General features: G+C 61.3%; 16 protein-coding genes and 1 pseudogene. 9 read left to right on the top strand and 8 right to left on the bottom strand.

Translation table 11 applies throughout. The features are described 5' to 3' along the window. Positions 1–2 precede the first annotated feature (2 nt). A complete protein-coding gene (locus ACFWAY_RS37875; protein ID WP_378514176.1) occupies positions 3–413 on the top strand; it encodes a DUF952 domain-containing protein in 411 nt (136 codons plus the stop codon). Positions 414–741: 328 nt separating this feature from the next. Here the strand turns inward: ACFWAY_RS37875 and ACFWAY_RS37870 are convergent, their stop codons facing one another. Further along, positions 742–1,437, bottom strand: coding sequence for a helix-turn-helix transcriptional regulator (locus ACFWAY_RS37870; RefSeq protein ID WP_378514194.1), 696 nt, complete (start codon positions 1,435–1,437; stop codon positions 742–744). Positions 1,438–1,594: 157 nt separating this feature from the next. Here ACFWAY_RS37870 and ACFWAY_RS37865 point away from each other — a divergent pair. From ACFWAY_RS37865 to ACFWAY_RS37855, 3 genes and pseudogenes are all read left to right on the top strand, one after another. Then, positions 1,595–2,452: pseudogene (locus ACFWAY_RS37865) on the top strand (GTP pyrophosphokinase family protein). A 159-nt stretch (positions 2,453–2,611) separates the two neighbouring features. Then, a complete protein-coding gene (locus ACFWAY_RS37860) occupies positions 2,612–3,127 on the top strand; it encodes a DUF5994 family protein (protein WP_378514193.1) in 516 nt (171 codons plus the stop codon). Between the two features lie 657 nt (positions 3,128–3,784). Then, positions 3,785–4,213 (top strand): hypothetical protein, encoded by a 429-nt coding sequence (locus ACFWAY_RS37855; RefSeq protein ID WP_378514175.1) that lies wholly within the window; start codon positions 3,785–3,787, stop codon positions 4,211–4,213. A 214-nt stretch (positions 4,214–4,427) separates the two neighbouring features. Here the strand turns inward: ACFWAY_RS37855 and ACFWAY_RS37850 are convergent, their stop codons facing one another. The 7 genes from ACFWAY_RS37850 to ACFWAY_RS37820 all read right to left on the bottom strand — a co-directional run bounded on the left by ACFWAY_RS37850 (position 4,428) and on the right by ACFWAY_RS37820 (position 11,805). Beyond that, positions 4,428–4,772, bottom strand: coding sequence for a WhiB family transcriptional regulator (locus ACFWAY_RS37850; protein WP_378514174.1), 345 nt, complete (start codon positions 4,770–4,772; stop codon positions 4,428–4,430). A gap of 194 nt (positions 4,773–4,966) precedes the next feature. Continuing rightward, positions 4,967–6,160, bottom strand: a complete 1,194-nt coding sequence (locus ACFWAY_RS37845) for an NADP-dependent malic enzyme (protein ID WP_378514173.1) — start codon at positions 6,158–6,160, stop codon at positions 4,967–4,969. Positions 6,161–6,568: 408 nt separating this feature from the next. Beyond that, on the bottom strand, positions 6,569–6,889 hold the full coding sequence (locus ACFWAY_RS37840; protein WP_378514172.1) for a nuclear transport factor 2 family protein: 321 nt from the start codon (positions 6,887–6,889) through the stop codon (positions 6,569–6,571). Positions 6,890–7,005: 116 nt separating this feature from the next. After that, positions 7,006–8,130, bottom strand: a complete 1,125-nt coding sequence (locus tag ACFWAY_RS37835; protein WP_378514171.1) for a maleylacetate reductase — start codon at positions 8,128–8,130, stop codon at positions 7,006–7,008. Positions 8,131–8,515: 385 nt separating this feature from the next. Continuing rightward, entirely contained in the window at positions 8,516–9,430 is a 915-nt protein-coding gene (locus ACFWAY_RS37830) for a dioxygenase (protein ID WP_378514170.1), read from the bottom strand. 233 nt (positions 9,431–9,663) lie between these two features. Next, complete coding sequence (gene npcA / locus ACFWAY_RS37825) at positions 9,664–11,250, bottom strand: 4-nitrophenol 4-monooxygenase/4-nitrocatechol 2-monooxygenase oxygenase component (protein ID WP_378514169.1); 1,587 nt, start codon at positions 11,248–11,250, stop codon at positions 9,664–9,666. Positions 11,251–11,262: 12 nt separating this feature from the next. Continuing rightward, a complete protein-coding gene (locus ACFWAY_RS37820) occupies positions 11,263–11,805 on the bottom strand; it encodes a flavin reductase family protein (protein WP_268793176.1) in 543 nt (180 codons plus the stop codon). Between the two features lie 152 nt (positions 11,806–11,957). Between ACFWAY_RS37820 and ACFWAY_RS37815 the strand changes: the two genes are divergently transcribed. The 5 genes from ACFWAY_RS37815 to ACFWAY_RS37795 all read left to right on the top strand — a co-directional run bounded on the left by ACFWAY_RS37815 (position 11,958) and on the right by ACFWAY_RS37795 (position 15,923). After that, entirely contained in the window at positions 11,958–12,980 is a 1,023-nt protein-coding gene (locus tag ACFWAY_RS37815) for a LysR family transcriptional regulator (protein WP_378514168.1), read from the top strand. A gap of 310 nt (positions 12,981–13,290) precedes the next feature. Next, positions 13,291–13,542: a ferredoxin gene (locus ACFWAY_RS37810; protein ID WP_378514167.1), complete on the top strand. Its 252-nt coding sequence runs from the start codon at positions 13,291–13,293 to the stop codon at positions 13,540–13,542. Continuing rightward, complete coding sequence (locus ACFWAY_RS37805; protein WP_378514166.1) at positions 13,539–14,675, top strand: NAD(P)/FAD-dependent oxidoreductase; 1,137 nt, start codon at positions 13,539–13,541, stop codon at positions 14,673–14,675. Before ACFWAY_RS37810 ends, ACFWAY_RS37805 begins: the two co-directional genes overlap by 4 nt. Next, on the top strand, positions 14,599–15,540 hold the full coding sequence (locus ACFWAY_RS37800) for a hypothetical protein (protein WP_378514195.1): 942 nt from the start codon (positions 14,599–14,601) through the stop codon (positions 15,538–15,540). Before ACFWAY_RS37805 ends, ACFWAY_RS37800 begins: the two co-directional genes overlap by 77 nt. Then, positions 15,423–15,923, top strand: coding sequence for a cytochrome P450 (locus tag ACFWAY_RS37795; protein ID WP_378514192.1), 501 nt, complete (start codon positions 15,423–15,425; stop codon positions 15,921–15,923). The genes ACFWAY_RS37800 and ACFWAY_RS37795 overlap by 118 nt, the downstream gene beginning before the upstream one ends. Positions 15,924–16,130: the final 207 nt, after the last annotated feature.

Below are 16,130 nucleotides of genomic sequence, written 5' to 3'. Positions count from 1 at the left end.
CGATGAGCGAACAGATCTTTCACATAGCCCTCGCCGACGACTGGGAAGGCGCCGCCCGGTTCGGAGAATACGAAGCGTCCACCCGCGCCCACACACTCGACCAGATCGGATTCATCCACGCCGCGACCGCGGAGCAACTCGAGCACGTCCTCGCCACCGTATACGGTGACGTCAATCTTCCCCTGGCGGTGATTGTGATCGACCAGGACGCACTCCGCGATGCCGGTGTCGACGTTCGATGGGACGAGAGGGCGGGACCGTCGGGTACTCCCGGTCGGTGGGTTCCGCGGATCATGGGAGCGGTGCCGCTGGATCCGGACATCGTTGTGGCGACCATCCCGCTCGAAAAACACGGTGAGAATTGGACCGTCCCCGACCTCTCCGAGTACAGCGTCGGCGAGGCGGCGTCGTAGCAATCCCCCGCCCGTACACCCAGCCCACCGCTGTCGGCACACGGCGGCCGACACGGAGGCCAACTGTGCAGATTCGCGCGCGGCCGCACCGGTAGCGGTGGCGCACAGTGTGGCGCGGGCGTGCACGAGTGCCTCACATCACCGGATGCCGTCGAAAGAAGCCCGGGGCCGACAGATTTCGAGGTGTCGAACATATCCACAGAGTCACTCTCGGAAACAACGTGTCACAGAGCGTTCCGGAGAACGATCGCCACAATCATCCCGGCATCGCCACCCTCCCCCGGCCCAGACCCTGGCACCAGCAGCGCCGCGTTTCGGGCAACCTGACTCACCCCGCCACCAGCCTGGCCACACACAGTTCGGGTTCGACGAACGGCTCGAGGTGAGCCGAGAGGGCCGGTCGCTGCGGCTTTCGGTTTCCCTCGGTCGCTGACGTGTCCAGCAGACCCTGCAGCAACCCCCGATGCACTCCGCACACCACCTCGGGATGCGACCGGGCCAGATCCCGTACCGGGCAGGCGTGCAGGCGAATGATCCGTTCACGTTCGCCTGCGGGGCTGCCGCTGTCCGCCGACGGCGGTGTCGACGGTCCCGCCGCCGAGACCAGCTCGGGGCCGAATCCCATCCGCGCGAAAGCATTCGTGGTGCGCGCCGCCGCGTGATCGAGTGCATCGTCGGCATCCGACTCCGGGGTGTGCCCGCCGTCACCGGTGCCTGCGCTGCGGGAAGCCGCCATCCGCGTGGCCCATTCGTGCCCGGCGTGCTCCGCGCGGCGAGCCCGCGTCTGCACCGTCTGGCCCAGCTCCATCGCGAGGACGTCGGCGAGAGTCCGGTAGTCCACGCGTTCCTCGATCGCCAGATAGCCGGTACGGGGCCGGCCGGCGCCCGGCCTGTTCATTCGGGTGCGCGTGATCGCACCGTCGTCACACAGCGCGTCCAGATGGAACCGCACCGTCGTCACGTGCACACCGATCTGTGATGCCAGCTCGACGGCGTCCACCGCACCCTCGTGCTCACGCACCATCCGAAGAACACGTTCCCGTTGCCGGTTGCGCGGCAGCAAATTTCGCCGCGGCCCCCGGGTATCGCTTTCCTCGTCCACCACGTCACCTTACATTCTACCAATTTAAAGGATATACTTCCGTTAAATACTAACCGCTTCACAACAGCAGAGGTAGGGGATGACGGTCGACACCATCTGCGATTCCGACTTACCGATGACGACGCAGTTCGAGCTCTTCGGTCCCGAATTCACCCAGTTCGTGTTCCCCTACCAATGCGCAATCTCAACGTTGATCACCAAAGTGCAAATCCTGCGAAAGGGTTTCACGCACCTGGATCGGCACTGTCCTGTCGAGCATGTCTCATCACGGGTGAAATCCCCCGACAGCATCATGGCCAAAGCGCAGCGCCTGCGCTGCCCGCTCACGGTCGCCGACATTCGTCAGAACATCCGCGATATCGCCGGAGTCCGCATCACCTGCGGTCTCATCTCGGACACCTACCGCGTTGCGGACCTGATCGGCGGTCAGCCCGGTGTCACTGTGCTCGAGGTCGAAGACTACATCGCGAAGCCGAAATCTAACGGCTACAAGAGTTTGCATGTGGCAGTCGAGATCCCGGTGTTCTTGAGCGACCGGGTCGTCCAAGTGCCAGTCGAGCTGCAGATCCGAACAATCGCCATGGACTTCTGGGCCAGCCTCGAGCACAAGATCTACTACAAGTACTAGCGCTCCGTCCCACGCCGATTGTTGCAGGAGCTGACCGAGGCCGCCGACGTCGCGCACCGACTCGACAGGAAGATGGAGCGGCTGCACAGCGAAGTTGCCGGTCTGAAGTCGGCGGTGGACTCCGACGACGCTCCACTGCGCCTCGGGGCCGTCGACCACGATCATCACGATCGCTCACACTACCGTTGCGGCAAACCCCACAACTCGACCGCCGGGCCGTTCGTGCGATACCCGCCGGATGGTGTGGATGTCTGCCGAAACACCACACATCTCACTGACGCAGTGTTGCAGGGCAACACCCGAGAATGACCCAGCACTGCACCCACAGCATGCCGGCGAAACCCCCACCCGTAAATCCCACGACAACCGTTTCACCAATCATCAACAGGCGGGAGGCCACTCATGTCCACACCAACTTTGCATGTGGATGCCTCGAAGGCGACACCCTCACCCGGTCGAGGACTGCGATTGCGGCTCAAGCCCGCCCAGTCCCGCGGATTCGTACAGGGCGCCTGGTGGCCGCGATCGACTCACCTCACCGATGAACTTCCGGCCCTGCTCGCGGCCCTCTCCCGACGGCTGGATCACATCGACCGGATCATCTACGACGAGAACAGCTGGTCGCCAGCACCGTCGTGTATCAACCACGCAGGCAACACAGTGGCCCTGCGACCCTCCAGCGACCAGTCGAGCAATACACTGGCGATCACCGGCGAGAAGGTCGGACGGCTGGTCCTGCTGGTGGTTCCTCCCTACACCGAACCGGTCTTCGCCTATGCGACCATAATGACGGCGGCGAGTCCGCGCGACGTCTCCACCGCCGACAAACTGCTCGCGATCGGTGCGCGCGAGGCCGAGGATCGCCGGCTGGCACTGCTCGCCCAACACCGCTGGGAGTCCGAAGGCGGAGCACTACGCCACCGTGGAGACAAGTCTGTGCGGCCCCGCAGCACCGGCAAACGCGACGGGGTGCGACGCGGCTGAGTGAGATCCCGCCCAGGGACGCATGGACCACCAGTGCGGCAGCAGCCCGTCGAGCCACACGCGAAACGTTGTCCAATGGAGGCGATGTCCCGCATGCGCTCACCAATCTGCGAGTGGCGACGCGGTCATCTTGTGCCACCATTCTCCTGTTGATAAGCAACTCCACGGCGCAGAGGCGTCCGTACCGCTGAGTGAATTGGACACCTGCTCGCAGGATCGCAAGACGGTGGGCTCAGCGCCTTTTCATGTCCGCGGGTAGTTCGGCGGATTACCGACGGCCACACCGAAGAGGGTGGAACTCCGACCCACACACGCCTCGATGAACCCAAAGTTCGACATCCACAAGATGGCCCACCGTCTGGTGCTGGTGCTGCCTCCTCCAGCGCCACTCCCCCGCCACCAACAGTCGCATAGCCGAGAGGCACTGTCGTTCCGGCCCACTCACACTGCCGAGCACACAGGTGAGACAGCCAGTGCAGGTGTTGCTTGATACAATTGTCGTGCACACCACGGCACGGATACCAACGTCGTTTGCGTGCCGTGGGACGCGAAAAGTCCTCCTCCGATGGGATTCTCACGTCGAGATTCTGTCTCAGTGGAAGTATGACGAGTATGCGAAGACGCTGGCCGGCCGCACCCCCACCCTCGTGGCGCGGGGTGCGTATTGTTCACGGGCGTTCCGTTCTCGCTGCCGGCCTCGGGATCACCGTCGAACTCATCGACCTCCTTCGCTACCCGGCCGGGGTGGAACTGCGTCTTGCCCTCACCGCCTACGGGCACGCGGCCCAGCAGGCACGCTATGAAACACGACCGCTGACCGACCCCGGGGACCCGTCGCCGCGGTGGTCGTTCCTCCGGACGCACGTGCGCGCCGGGGATCTCACGGGCGAGGCCGACCCGTACCAGGCCCCGATCCTGTCGACCGGAACGACGCGGTTACTCGACTTCCGCACCACGCCGCGGTACTGGATAGACGGAATCCCCGCGCCGGTGTTGCTTACGGTGACCGTGGAATGGGCCCGGATCGGTCTGGCGGCAACGTCGTCGACCATCGAGATCGGACCCGTACCCCACGCCCTCCCCTAGTAGGTGCGCCAGGCGGTGTGGAGGCACAGTTGGGAGGTACCGATCCAACGAACAAGTGCGCGTTGCACGTTCGCGGAGGCAGTGGATGCACCGGGATCTCAACTGCCGGAGGCAGCACCACGTGGGGCGGGTCGCCAAGCGCTTTGACCGGCAGATAATGGAACTGTCGCGCGGGTCGTCGGCGAGGGATGGGTCTACAGCAGGTAGCACCGAGTCATGCTTGCCTCACAGGCGCGGTATCGGCGGATGCAATCCGATGGTTTTCCCGCGAGTACCCAGCGCCATCGAGGAGGGCTACGCGTTCGCTCGGAGTAAGGCCACCCCAGATCCCATGCGGCTGCGCTGTCACCAAGGCATATCGACGACACCTGTCCAAGACGAAGCAATGGGAGCAAATCCTGCGTGCCATCCGCTCCCGCGGAAGGCGTGCGGCGGGCGGTTCGTTCTCGGGAGCAAAGAAGTAGTAGTCACCCATAGCTGTGCAGTTGGCAAATTCACGCCATCGGGTGGAGACCGCCCAACGGCGTTGACCGGACGTCGAAGCGACGGTTCGTGCCATGTTTTCCGCCTCGTTGATCTGGATGTGGAGTCGGCTAGGACGACAGGACAGCCAATTCCGCACGACAACCGTGTGACTGCCGAGCGGCCAGAGGTTGTGCCGCCTCTGCGAGTTCGCCGACGGTCTCGTTTCCCGGCCCGCTGGCCGCAAACCGGTATTGACGATGGTTCTGATCCTCCGCGTATGGTCGGCGTTTAGTCGGTGACGCCTTCTGCGTGAGCAGCGGCGGCGACTGCCTCCGCGACAGCGGGGGCGACGCGAGGATCGAGCGGGCTCGGAACGATCTTGTCCACAGCCAACTCGTCACCGACGACCGAGAGGATCGCCTCGGCGGCGGCGAGCTTCATACCTTCGGTGATCCGGCAGGCACCGGCGTCCAGCGCACCACGGAACACCCCGGGGAAGGCCAGCACATTGTTGATCTGGTTCGGGAAATCACTGCGCCCGGTCGCCACGATCGCCGCATGCTTACGGGCGACGTCGGGGTGGATTTCCGGGTCCGGGTTCGACAACGCGAACACGATGGAGTTCTCCGCCATCGTCGCGATCAGCTCCTCCGGCACGGTCCCTGCGGACACCCCGAGGAACACGTCCGCCCCGTCGAGCGCTTCGACGATGCCGCCGCGGCGGCCGGCCGGGTTGGTGCGCGCGGCCAGATCCACCTTGACCTCGTTCAGATCGTGGCGATCCTTGGAGACGATGCCCTTGGAGTCGAGGACCGTCACGTCGGCGATACCCGCGGCGAGCAGGATGTTCGCGCAGGCAACACCGGCGGCGCCGGCACCGGAGATGACCACCCGCAGCTCGGACAGCTCCCGGTTCTGGACCTTGACCGCACCCTTGAGGGCGGCCAGGACGACGATGGCGGTGCCGTGCTGGTCGTCGTGCATGACCGGGCAGTCCAGGGCCTCGATGACCCGCTTCTCGATCTCGAAGCAGCGCGGCGCGGAGATGTCCTCGAGGTTGACCGCACCGAAACTCGGGCGCAGCCGGATCAGGGTTTCGACGATCTCGTCGGGGTCCTTGGTGTCGAGGACCAGCGGGATCGAGTTCAGGCCCGCGAAGTTCTTGAACAGGGCGGACTTGCCCTCCATCACGGGAAGGGAGGCGCGGGGGCCGATGTCCCCGAGGCCGAGCACCGCGGAACCGTCGGAGACGACGACCACGAGGCGGCTGGTCCAGGTGTAACGATCTGCCAGGGTTTCGTCGGCGGCGATGGCGCGGGAGACCTGCGCGACGCCGGGCGTGTAGGCGATGGACAGGGCGCGCTGGGTATCGAGGGCGGTCGTGGTCTCGACCGAGAGCTTCCCCCCGATGTGGCCGGCGAAGATCTCCTCGTCGGTCAGCTCGACCTTCTGCGGTGTGGTGGATTCGGACACGATGGACACGACTACTCCTTGGATATGAGTACTGGCATTTCTGATGGAATCAGCACGGTGCTCGATGCGGAAATGAGTTACACCCCGTTCGAAGAGAACGCGTAAAACCTGTTTTTGCAACTCTTCTCACCCCGACACGAGCTGGTCCGTTGGGTCACCCAAACCTGTCGTTGACAGCCTGCCCAGTGCGAACTGTCACCGGGCCCTGCTTCGGGATTGAAGCCTGGCCAAGTCGCCGTTCATCGGACACTCCGGATCCACAACTGGATGGCACTGCTAACCGGAACCCGCACTAAAGCGATCGGTCCGTCGCGGCCATCACTTGTTCAGTCGACGGATTAAGTTGCTCCGTAGGCGATTTCGGGGTCGGGTGATACGCCAGTAGCTTCCACATGGAATCGATACGGACCCAGACAGCTAGCGATGTGTTGCTGAGCTGCTTCTCGGTGTCCCGATAGTAATCCGGGCATTCATCTTCCCAAGGATGAGCGCGACGTCGTGAACGGTGACGATTCGATCAATCGGGTGCTCGATCGAGTGATAGACGTAGTAGCGCTGGCGCAACTTCGACGTGTAGGACTCCAGTGTGTCGGTGATTCCGCCGGTGTGCGTATACAGGAGATCAGGATGACATATCGCGGCCAACCGATCGACATCACCGGATTGGACCGCGTCGTAACGGTCATCTTCTAGGTCTAGGCGGCGTAGAGCTGTTTCATCCTGATGTCGCCCAAGCATGGGGCCTTCCTCTCGATCAACAATGTGTCGTGATTCCCTGTCCGTCGCGAGAGAATACGGGCGCCGGATAACCGGCTACTACAGCGCGGTCGGACGCATTGCAGGCTCGCTGCTGTTCAACCAGGATGGGGATCTTTGCCCGCCCATGCTGCGTGAAGCAAGGCCTGAAGCGCCTCATGCGTGAGCGACCGCGGGCTCGCGATGTTGTTGTCCAGAGCTGCGGCCGTCACCATCTCGACCTGCTCTTCCCTGACACCGACAGCCCGCAGTCCCGGTGGTGTTCCTACCGCCTGGGCCAGGGACCACACGTCGTGGGCTAACCTGTCGGGCTGTCTACCCATCGCGTCGGCCAGCCTTGCTATCGCGTCGGGTATCGCAGGCTGAAGGTAGCTGATGACGTAGGGCAGGAGGATGGCATGAGTCTCGGCATGCGGCGCGTCCAACATCCCGCCGAGCAAATGACAGAGTGCGTGGTGCAGACTCGTGCCCACAGTGCCGAGCGCAGTGCCGGCGAGACAAGCGGCGACGAGAACCTGACCGCGAGCGGCGACATCCGTTGTGCTGTAAGCCATCGGTAGGTAACGCTGCAAGCGGTAGGCGCCATCGAGGGCCAATGAGTCGGTAATCGGGTCCGCGTTGAGGGACCATATGGCTTCCGCGCAGTGAGCCAGGGCGTTCAGTCCACTAGTTCCCACGATCGACGCGGGTAGCCCTGTCAGCAACTGCGGATCATAGATGACGATCTGCGGCAATGCCGCCTTGTCACGCGCGGTCTTCTTCTCCCTCCCCGTGGTGAGTCCGTATATTGGTGTCATCTCGCTGCCTGAGTATGTGGTCGGGACGACAACGAGCGGAAGTGCAGTGCGGACGGCGACCGCTTTGCCCAATCCGATAGTGCTACCTCCACCAATGGCCACCAGAACGTCGACGTCAGCACTCGCTGCGGATGCAGCACAACGGTCCGCGAGCTCAACAGGGACGTGTTGTCTAACTTCAGTCCATTCGAGAGCCAGCAGGCACCCCAGGGCATCTCGACTCCTCTGCGCGAGAACGATCTGATTCGACGACACGATCAACATCGCTCTACGGAAGCGCGCGTTGTCTAGTTCATGAGCTAGATCGTCAAGTGCGCCTTCGCCAAAGAGAAGCCGGCCCGGCAGGCTCGTTCTGGCGAACGACTTCGGCATGGGTATCTTCAGATCTGGCGCATCACCGAATGGGATGGTATCAGTTGAACGCATATACAAACTCCTCTCGTAGCTGCACATCCATTGGCAGTCATCGATTTTGTTAAATGCACATGCAGCCGCTCTTCCCCCTCGCCGGAACCGAATCGAAGTCGATAGCAACCCCGAACGTTCTCCGGATTCTCAACATTCCGATCGGCGTGCTGCGCTCGATTCGAGCATTCCCGAGTCGCCTCGGACACTTTCACTCACCTCGTGGATCACGATATAGCTACCAAACGAAACACCCGCTAGCGCGAGTACAAATGCATACAGTTTATTAATCATTATTGCCCCTCTAAGTCCATCAAAGCCGCCCAGACCGGCAACCCAAGCATATCCGTAGAATGCAAGTTGCGAGCCCGGCACCGAAATTGCGCAGGTATTGCGGTTTGCATCGTCAAACCGCGCCGATCCGTGTGCCCGAATCATTTTCGTACTCCGGGCTCAGAACTAGCTGCACTCTCGCTACTGGTGATTCAATTTCGACCTCAAATTGGGAGGCCTCCTCGTCCGTTGCTCGCGCAAATTCCCCGACAAGCGATTCCTTGACTGCGAAGACAGCATCTGAGTCAAGATATGGACTGTCGGGAACGAAGACGTGCGTAGTGAGTTCGCGAAATCCGCCGGCATGGGCTATCAGGTGAATGTGGCCCGGCCTGAACGGATGCCTATTCGTTGCGGATAGAAGCTTCCCCACTGGTCCGTCAGTCGGTATCGGGTAGTGGCTGGGCGTAACGGTGAAAAACCAGAATCGGCCTTGCCTGTCCGCCGTGAACAACCCCCGCCCATTGCCTGCCGGTTGAAGGTCAGGTTGCTGGACGTCGTAGAAACCTTGTTCATTGCATTGCCACACATCGACTGTGGCATATGGGATCGGCGTACCAGTAACGGCACGTACCGATCCAGTGACCAGCAGCGGTGTGCCTGAACCCAGCATGTCAATCGACTCACCCAGCTTCCGGACTGGAGATTCAGTCATGTGAAAGGGACCGAGCACTGTACTGTCTGTCGCACCGGGCGAATCCAAGTCGTTGATCGTCTCGACGAGCATTGATATCCCGAGCACGTCGGACAACAGTACGAATTCTTGGCGGACTGCATTACATTTCTGACCAACCTCCGTGAGAAAGTCAATCCCCTCCTGCCATTCCACGAGGGTCGGTTCGATCTCACGGACAAATCCATGCAGGTGTCGAACGAGCGATGAAATGATTTCCTTGAGTCGGCTATCTGATGTGCCGGCGAATGATTGCATGACCGTCTCGGTCAACACCTGGGGGCTAAATGAATTGCCGCTATCCTGCATCGTCATACCGCTACTCCTCCGCCTGGCCACAAGCCGCGACCCTCAGATCTACACCGCAAAAATAGAAAGTTGGATGCCGGACAATAGTTTGTCGTTAACCGCATGATGTGTGCTTCGACCCAAAGCATTGGGCCACGTGCGAGATCGATTCCAACCCAGCTAAGGTCCCCGGTCTTCCTTCACGTACCGATTAGCTGCCGGGCCGAGAAATACTCCAGCCCGGCAGCCCCCAACTACGATCAGACCTTTTCAGCAGCCTTGTAGTAGCCGTCGCGGACGTCCTGCTCCCGCGCGTACTCGGGTTGGTACGCAACGGACGCCCAGTTGGACTTCTGCTCCACCTCGGCCGCCCGAGCGGCGAGCGCCTCGGTGTCGCCGAAGCCGAGAACCTGTCGCGCAAGGTCGGTCAACGGGCCGTCGACCTGGTACTCGGTGCGCTGCATCGTCAGCAACCGCACGAGGTAGAGCGGGGTACCGTTGAACTTCTCGAACATCTCATGCCGCGCACCCCACTGGGTGAGATACCTTTCACTGATCTGCCGGAAGATTGCCACGCGATCCCGCGCGCTGATCGACGTGCCACGCAGCGCCTCCTCCAACCGAGGTCCGAGGAATGGATGATCGAAGTCGGCCTTCGTCGGTGACATCACGACACCGCGACCGCAGAACTCGATCAGCTGATTGACGGCGTTGTGGATGTTCTCGAGGTAGTGGGCGCGTCCGAGGTCGACGTAGATGTTGTTGGGTTTGTACAACCCGCCCGCGGTGGTGAAGCCGGTTTCCTCGGCGGCAATGGCGAATGCCTTGCAGGTCTCCCGGAAGCGGACGAGATCGGCAAGCTGCGATTGCACGATCGGGTTGTTGTTTGTTCCCAGCGCGTTGGTCAGGAGGAGGGCGAGACCGACGATCAGTTCGGCATGGACCGCGTGCCGGATCTGGGTCTCGATGTGGACCCAGTCGAACTGTCGTTGCGGGTACCACTTTGCGTGGTCTGGGTTGCCGATGTGCTGAACGTTCTCCCACGGGATAAAGACGTCGTCGAAGTACGCCATACCGTCGAGTTCGTCACCGATGGTCGACAGTGGGTGATCGTAGGGGTCTGCATCCGGGGTGGCGTTCGATTGGCGACACACCAGCGAGAGCCCTGGGGTGTTCACCGGGACAATCGCGTACACAGTTTGATCCGAGGTCTGTCCCGGCCGCCACAGGTTGCCGACGAGCAACTCGTTGACGAAGGGAAGTGAGGTTCCCATCGCCTTCCAGCCTCGGACGACGATGCCCTTGTCGTTCTGCTCCCTGATGCTCAACATCGGAGTCTCGCCGAGGGCATCGTCACGTCCCCGGTCGTACTGCACATCCACGAACATCGGCGATAGAGCCACATCGTGCGAGGTGACACGCGCCCACTGTGCCCGGATGTTGTCGGCGAACGGGATCTTGCGCCCGTCAGCGACAATCGCGTTGTCCTCCCAGGGTTCCGGGTCGTCGATCTGGGCGTACATCACGACGTTCATTCCGGCCGGTGGCCGCGTGAAGATACCTCCCTTGAAGTGCCGGAACCAGAATTCGTGATAGGCGCGGCGACGGGCGGCGTCGGCTTTTGTCCGGGGCAGGAACCAGTGCATCGACTTTCGCACACCGTCGTCGTCGACGAAGGTCAAGACATCCTGGTGTTCCGGAGCGAGGTGCAAGTCGTAGTACTCAGCGATCGCCTTCGCGTACCCGCTGGTCTTGGGGTGAGTTGTAACGTCGTCGATCAATTCACCTCCGACGTAGACCTGGCGTCCGTCCTGGAGTGACTCCAGATACTGTTTTCCTGTCCTCATTCGAGGAACCTCCTATTTGTGGGAAACTGAGTTTTCGGCTTGTGTGCGAAGCCAGGACGATTTTTCGAACGGCACGAAGCTGCCGAATCGGCCCCTGAAGTACGACAGCGGACTCCCTGTGCCAGCCTGAGCCTCGAGAACTTTGCCGACGAAGATCCTGTGTGTCCCGCCCTCAACCTCGTCGATAACTTCGCATGTGAGATGAGCAAGCGCCTCCGCCAGGCGCGGGCCATGTGGTCCCTCTACAACCTCGACATCGCGGAATTTGTCAGCTCCAGGGGTCGCGAAGGTATGTGCGATCGAATCCTGACCCTCCCCGAGAATATTGATGGTGAACCGGCGAGAGTTGAGAATTCCCGCGTGCGTGCCCAGTCGCTGGTTCACACAAGCGAGCACCAGGGGAGGATCTGCGCAGAGGGAAGATACGGCGCTGATCGTCGCCCCATATCGAATGCCCGCGTGTTCAGTTGTCACGATCGTGACACCACTCGCGAAATGTCCTACGACGTTACGGAACTCTTTTTGGTCCAGGGGTTGAACGACATTGTGTTCCATGTGGTCCTCCCACATCGGGCACGATCCGCCGGCTGGTCGGTTAGGTTGATGCAAAGACCGTCAGGGCTCGTGCAAATACGTGGATGGCAGAGGGATTGGTTCAGTCCGCCAATGTCATTCGAAGCGAGTCGCTCGCCTGACACCAAAACCATATGGCGCGAACCACACGCGGTCTAACAGATGTCACGGATGCGATCCATCGGCGGGAGCGATACAATAGTTCAGTGCAGGACCTCCGAGGTATTGATTTGAATCTCCTGGTAGACCTCGACGCCCTGTTGAACACTCGAAGTGTCACAGAGGCTGCGAGACGGCTGAGCCTCAGCCAATCCGCTATGAGTGGTTCCCTCGCGCGCCTCCGCCGATTGTTCGACGATCCGCTCATGGTCAAGAGCGGCCGAGGCTTGACGCTAACGAGTCGCGCGGAAGCTCTGATCCCGTCCGTGCAAGAGGCTTTGATATCCATCGGGGTGGTCTTCGACAACGAGAAAGATACATTCGTTCCGTCGACCGCTACGAGGTACTTCTCGATCAGCGCATCGGACTACGCCACCGCCGTCGTGCTCGGTCCGCTTATTAGGACGCTGTCGGCAGAGGCACCTAACGTCACCATCAATGTGCTTCCGCGTACTGCAGATGTGCAAACGTTCGTCCGGCTAGATCGCGCGGACCTGATCATTGAACCGCGGGAGACGATGGGTCCAACGTCGCTACCAAGCACTCCCCTGTTCACCGATCGGTGGTTGTGCATGTTGGACGGTGAAATGCATGACCCATCGGTTATCGACGATTTCGATCTTGACTACTACCTGACTTTGCCTCATATGGTCTATTCGATCGGTAACGAACGACAGCTCAACCTGGCCGATCGGCATCTAGCCAACCTCGGCATCGAACGACGGGTGGAATTGACGATCGAGAGCTTCCTCATGGCGCCGCTCTTGATCCGGGGCACCTCGCTCGCCTGCCTCGTATTGGAGCGATCAACCGCGATGCAACGGATGGACGGTCTGAAGCTAGTCGAGCCTCCAATATCCGTTCCAGATATCCACGAGGAAATCTACTGGAATCCCCGCCACACGAATGATCCAGGCCATCGCTGGTTGAGGGCCCGTGTGGCAGCGACCGCCGCAGCCCTTGAACCGGTATCGCGCACGGAGGGCGACGGCCTCTGAGACTCCGAGCACGCGTTAGAACAGCCCTCGCTCGACGAGGGGATCGATCCGAATTATTCAGGTGCTCAGTAACTCACCCGCGAACACATCGCCGTCGTCGATGGTTCACATCCGTGACATCTGTTGGACGATGCGCATTTCATCACCATAAGCTTGTGGCGTCGGACACAAGAGGCGATCTCGGACTCCGGTGACACAGAGGAATCGATTTCGAGGCAGTGGCGTCGTGTCGGCATCTGAAAGCGTGACCGGTCAGTCCGCGATTGCGTCGATAGTCCTTGCTCATACGAGCCGGGACCTCCAACGGGTCATGCCCGTCGACCAACCGGACAACAAGAGCATGACACGCGCACGGATCAGGAGTAACCAAATGGAGTTGTCTCTCCACCCAGGACGATGCGAGGGCTACGGATTGTGCGAAGAAGCCGCCCCGCGCATCTACCACCTCCCAGATGAGGACGATGTCGAGATCCTGCAACCACAGGTGCCCAGTGAACTTGAGCGCGAGGCCTCCGCGGGTGCGCGAGTGTGCCCGGTCGCCGCGATCCTAGTCAGCCGATGAGCCCAGCCGGTGTTGTCGTGGTCGGAGCTTCCGCGGCAGGAATCGCAGCAGCAGAAGCTGCCAGACGCGCCGGATTCGATGGGCCGATCACGATTATCGGAGATGAGCCTCACCCACCGTATACACGCCCGGCCCTGTCAAAAGCACTGCTTTGCGGGACTGAGCCGGCTGAGTCGGTTCATCTTCCGAGGCCGGAGGATGGTATCGACTTCCTGCCCGGTCGCGCGATCGGACTGGACATCAAACGAAAGCGCGTAACCCTTTCGGGCGGGGGTGCACTCGAATACTCAGGTGTGGTTATTGCAAGTGGAGCCCGCGCGCGTCAGCTACGCCCCGACGGTGCGGGTGAAACGGTACTGCGATCCCTGGATGATGCAGTCCGACTGCGTGAGGAGATGAGGGGGGCGCACTCGGCGCTCGTGATCGGCGGGGGGTTCGTGGGGACTGAAGTCGCATCTGCGTGCGTTGCAGCGGGACTCGAGACCACCGTGGTGAGCCGGCACGACACGCTTGTCCCCCACCTTGGGGCCGATCTCTCCGACCTTATTACCCGGGCTGCGATCAACGCCGGGGTCGTTCTAGAACTTGCGCCGCAGCAGATTCGGCTTACTGGTCCAGATCGCGTAACGGGTCTGGCCTTATCGGACCATTTAACCTTGGAAGCCGATGTCGTCATTACCGCTGTCGGGTGCCGACCGAACATAGAGTGGCTTTCCGACTCGGGTCTCGACCTTATCGACGGCGTCGTCGTTGATAAATATTGCCGGGCAACCGCCGAAGTCGTCGCCGCGGGTGACGTCACACGCGTGCGAGGTGCACGTGTCCTGGCGCCACGTACACCCTTCTGGACGGCAGCCCTCGAGCAAGCCCGGATTGCCGGCCAGTCCCTTGTCTGCGGTACCTCGGCGAGCCCCTATGTTTCGGCCCCCTTCTACTGGACAGAGGCATTCGGACTGGCGATTACCATCTCCGGCCCCATCCCTGCCTCCGGCGAATGTGAAACGCTCGCCGGCGATCTACGAGCCGGCACCGGCCTGTTCCGCTGGCGGAGCCAGCATGGGGTCACTGTTGCCGCCGTCAACCACAGGATCGCCGTTCGTAAACTGCGGGCATTATCTCGCGAAAGCGATTGAAACGGAAAGACTTTCCCTACCAGATCCCGATTCCTCCTCGACGAAAGGGTTTCCCGTGGCCACTAGCCAAACCCAAACCTCGCTGGTGCCGCACAGCGATATCGACCTCTTCACCGACGAAGTCCTAGCGAATCCGTACGAGCTCTACCGCGAGCTTCGCGAGATCGCGCCCCTCGTCTACCTACCCAAGTACGAGATGTACGTGCTGACGCGCTACGAGCAGGTCCGGGCTGCCCTCGATGATTGGCAGACGTTTTCCTCCGCGAAGGGCGTCGGGCTCAACCCATCCATCAACGGTGCGATGGCCGGCACCATCATCAATTCGGATCCTCCGGGACACACCCAACTCAGGAACGTGCTGAAGGAGCGGCTCGCCCCACGCGCCCTCTCCGCTCTGCGCCCCGCAATCGAAGCGAAAGCAGACAAGCACATCGAGGGGTTGCTCGCACTCGGCAACTTCGATGCGGTCCTAGACCTCGCTCGAACCTTTCCGATCTCGGTCGTCCTCGAAATGCTTGGTTTCCCCGAGGAAGGGCGAGACGAACTATTGCGATGGGGTTCTGCCACCTTCAACGCAATGGGCCCTGACAACGCGCGTAGCACGGAAACCTGCCGATCGCCGGTGAGATGTTCAACTGGCTTGCGGAGAAGTGCACAGCCGACCGCATGGCCCCTGGCGGTTTGGCGACCACCATTCACGAGGCTGCAGCCCGAGGCGATATCCCACAGGAGGCAGTTGTCCCACTCATGGCCGGATATTCAATCCCGGCGTTCGATACCACAATTAGCGCCATCGGAAGTGCAATCTGGCTATTTGCTCAGCACCCCGAGCAGTGGGATCTCGTTCGCGCGGACCCCAGTTTGATCCCGAACGCATTCAACGAGGTACTGCGCCTGGAGTCACCCGCCCAAATGTTCGCACGTGTGACCACCAAGCCTTATGCCACCGACGGCCTTGTGCTCGAGCCACAGTCTCGCGTCCTGCTCATGTTCGCGTCGGCCAACCGCGACGAACGGCAGTACACGGACCCCGACGTATTCGACGTACGACGCAATGCGAGTGATCATGTCGCATTCGGATACGGTATCCATGGTTGCCCAGGTCAAGGGCTGGCCAAGCTCGAGGGTAACGCAGTCTTGGGCGCGCTGGCACGGACTGTGGCCCGATTCGAAATACAGGGTGAGCCTGAACGCGAGTTGAACAATGTGACCCGCGGATTGTCCTCGCTACCAGTCAAAGTCATCTGACCAGAGCCGCATCAGCAACGAGTGTTGGGGCACCTCCAGGACGGGGATCAAAACGCCTGCCCTGGAGTCCCCATTCCGCAATCGCGGTAGCAAGACGTGGACAAAACGCCCTGCTGAGCTCACACCAATCACCATTAGCAGTGCCCAAGCATTTGACCTGCCCGGGTCGTTTCTGCGCCGACACTCCGCAACAAAGATGATGCAGAC

It is taken from the genome of Rhodococcus sp. NPDC059968, from assembly GCF_042738615.1.
Classification (GTDB): Bacteria; Actinomycetota; Actinomycetes; order Mycobacteriales; family Mycobacteriaceae; genus Rhodococcus_F.
Note: the sequence above shows the minus strand (reverse complement) of the source record. Positions and strands in the feature narration are given on the sequence as shown.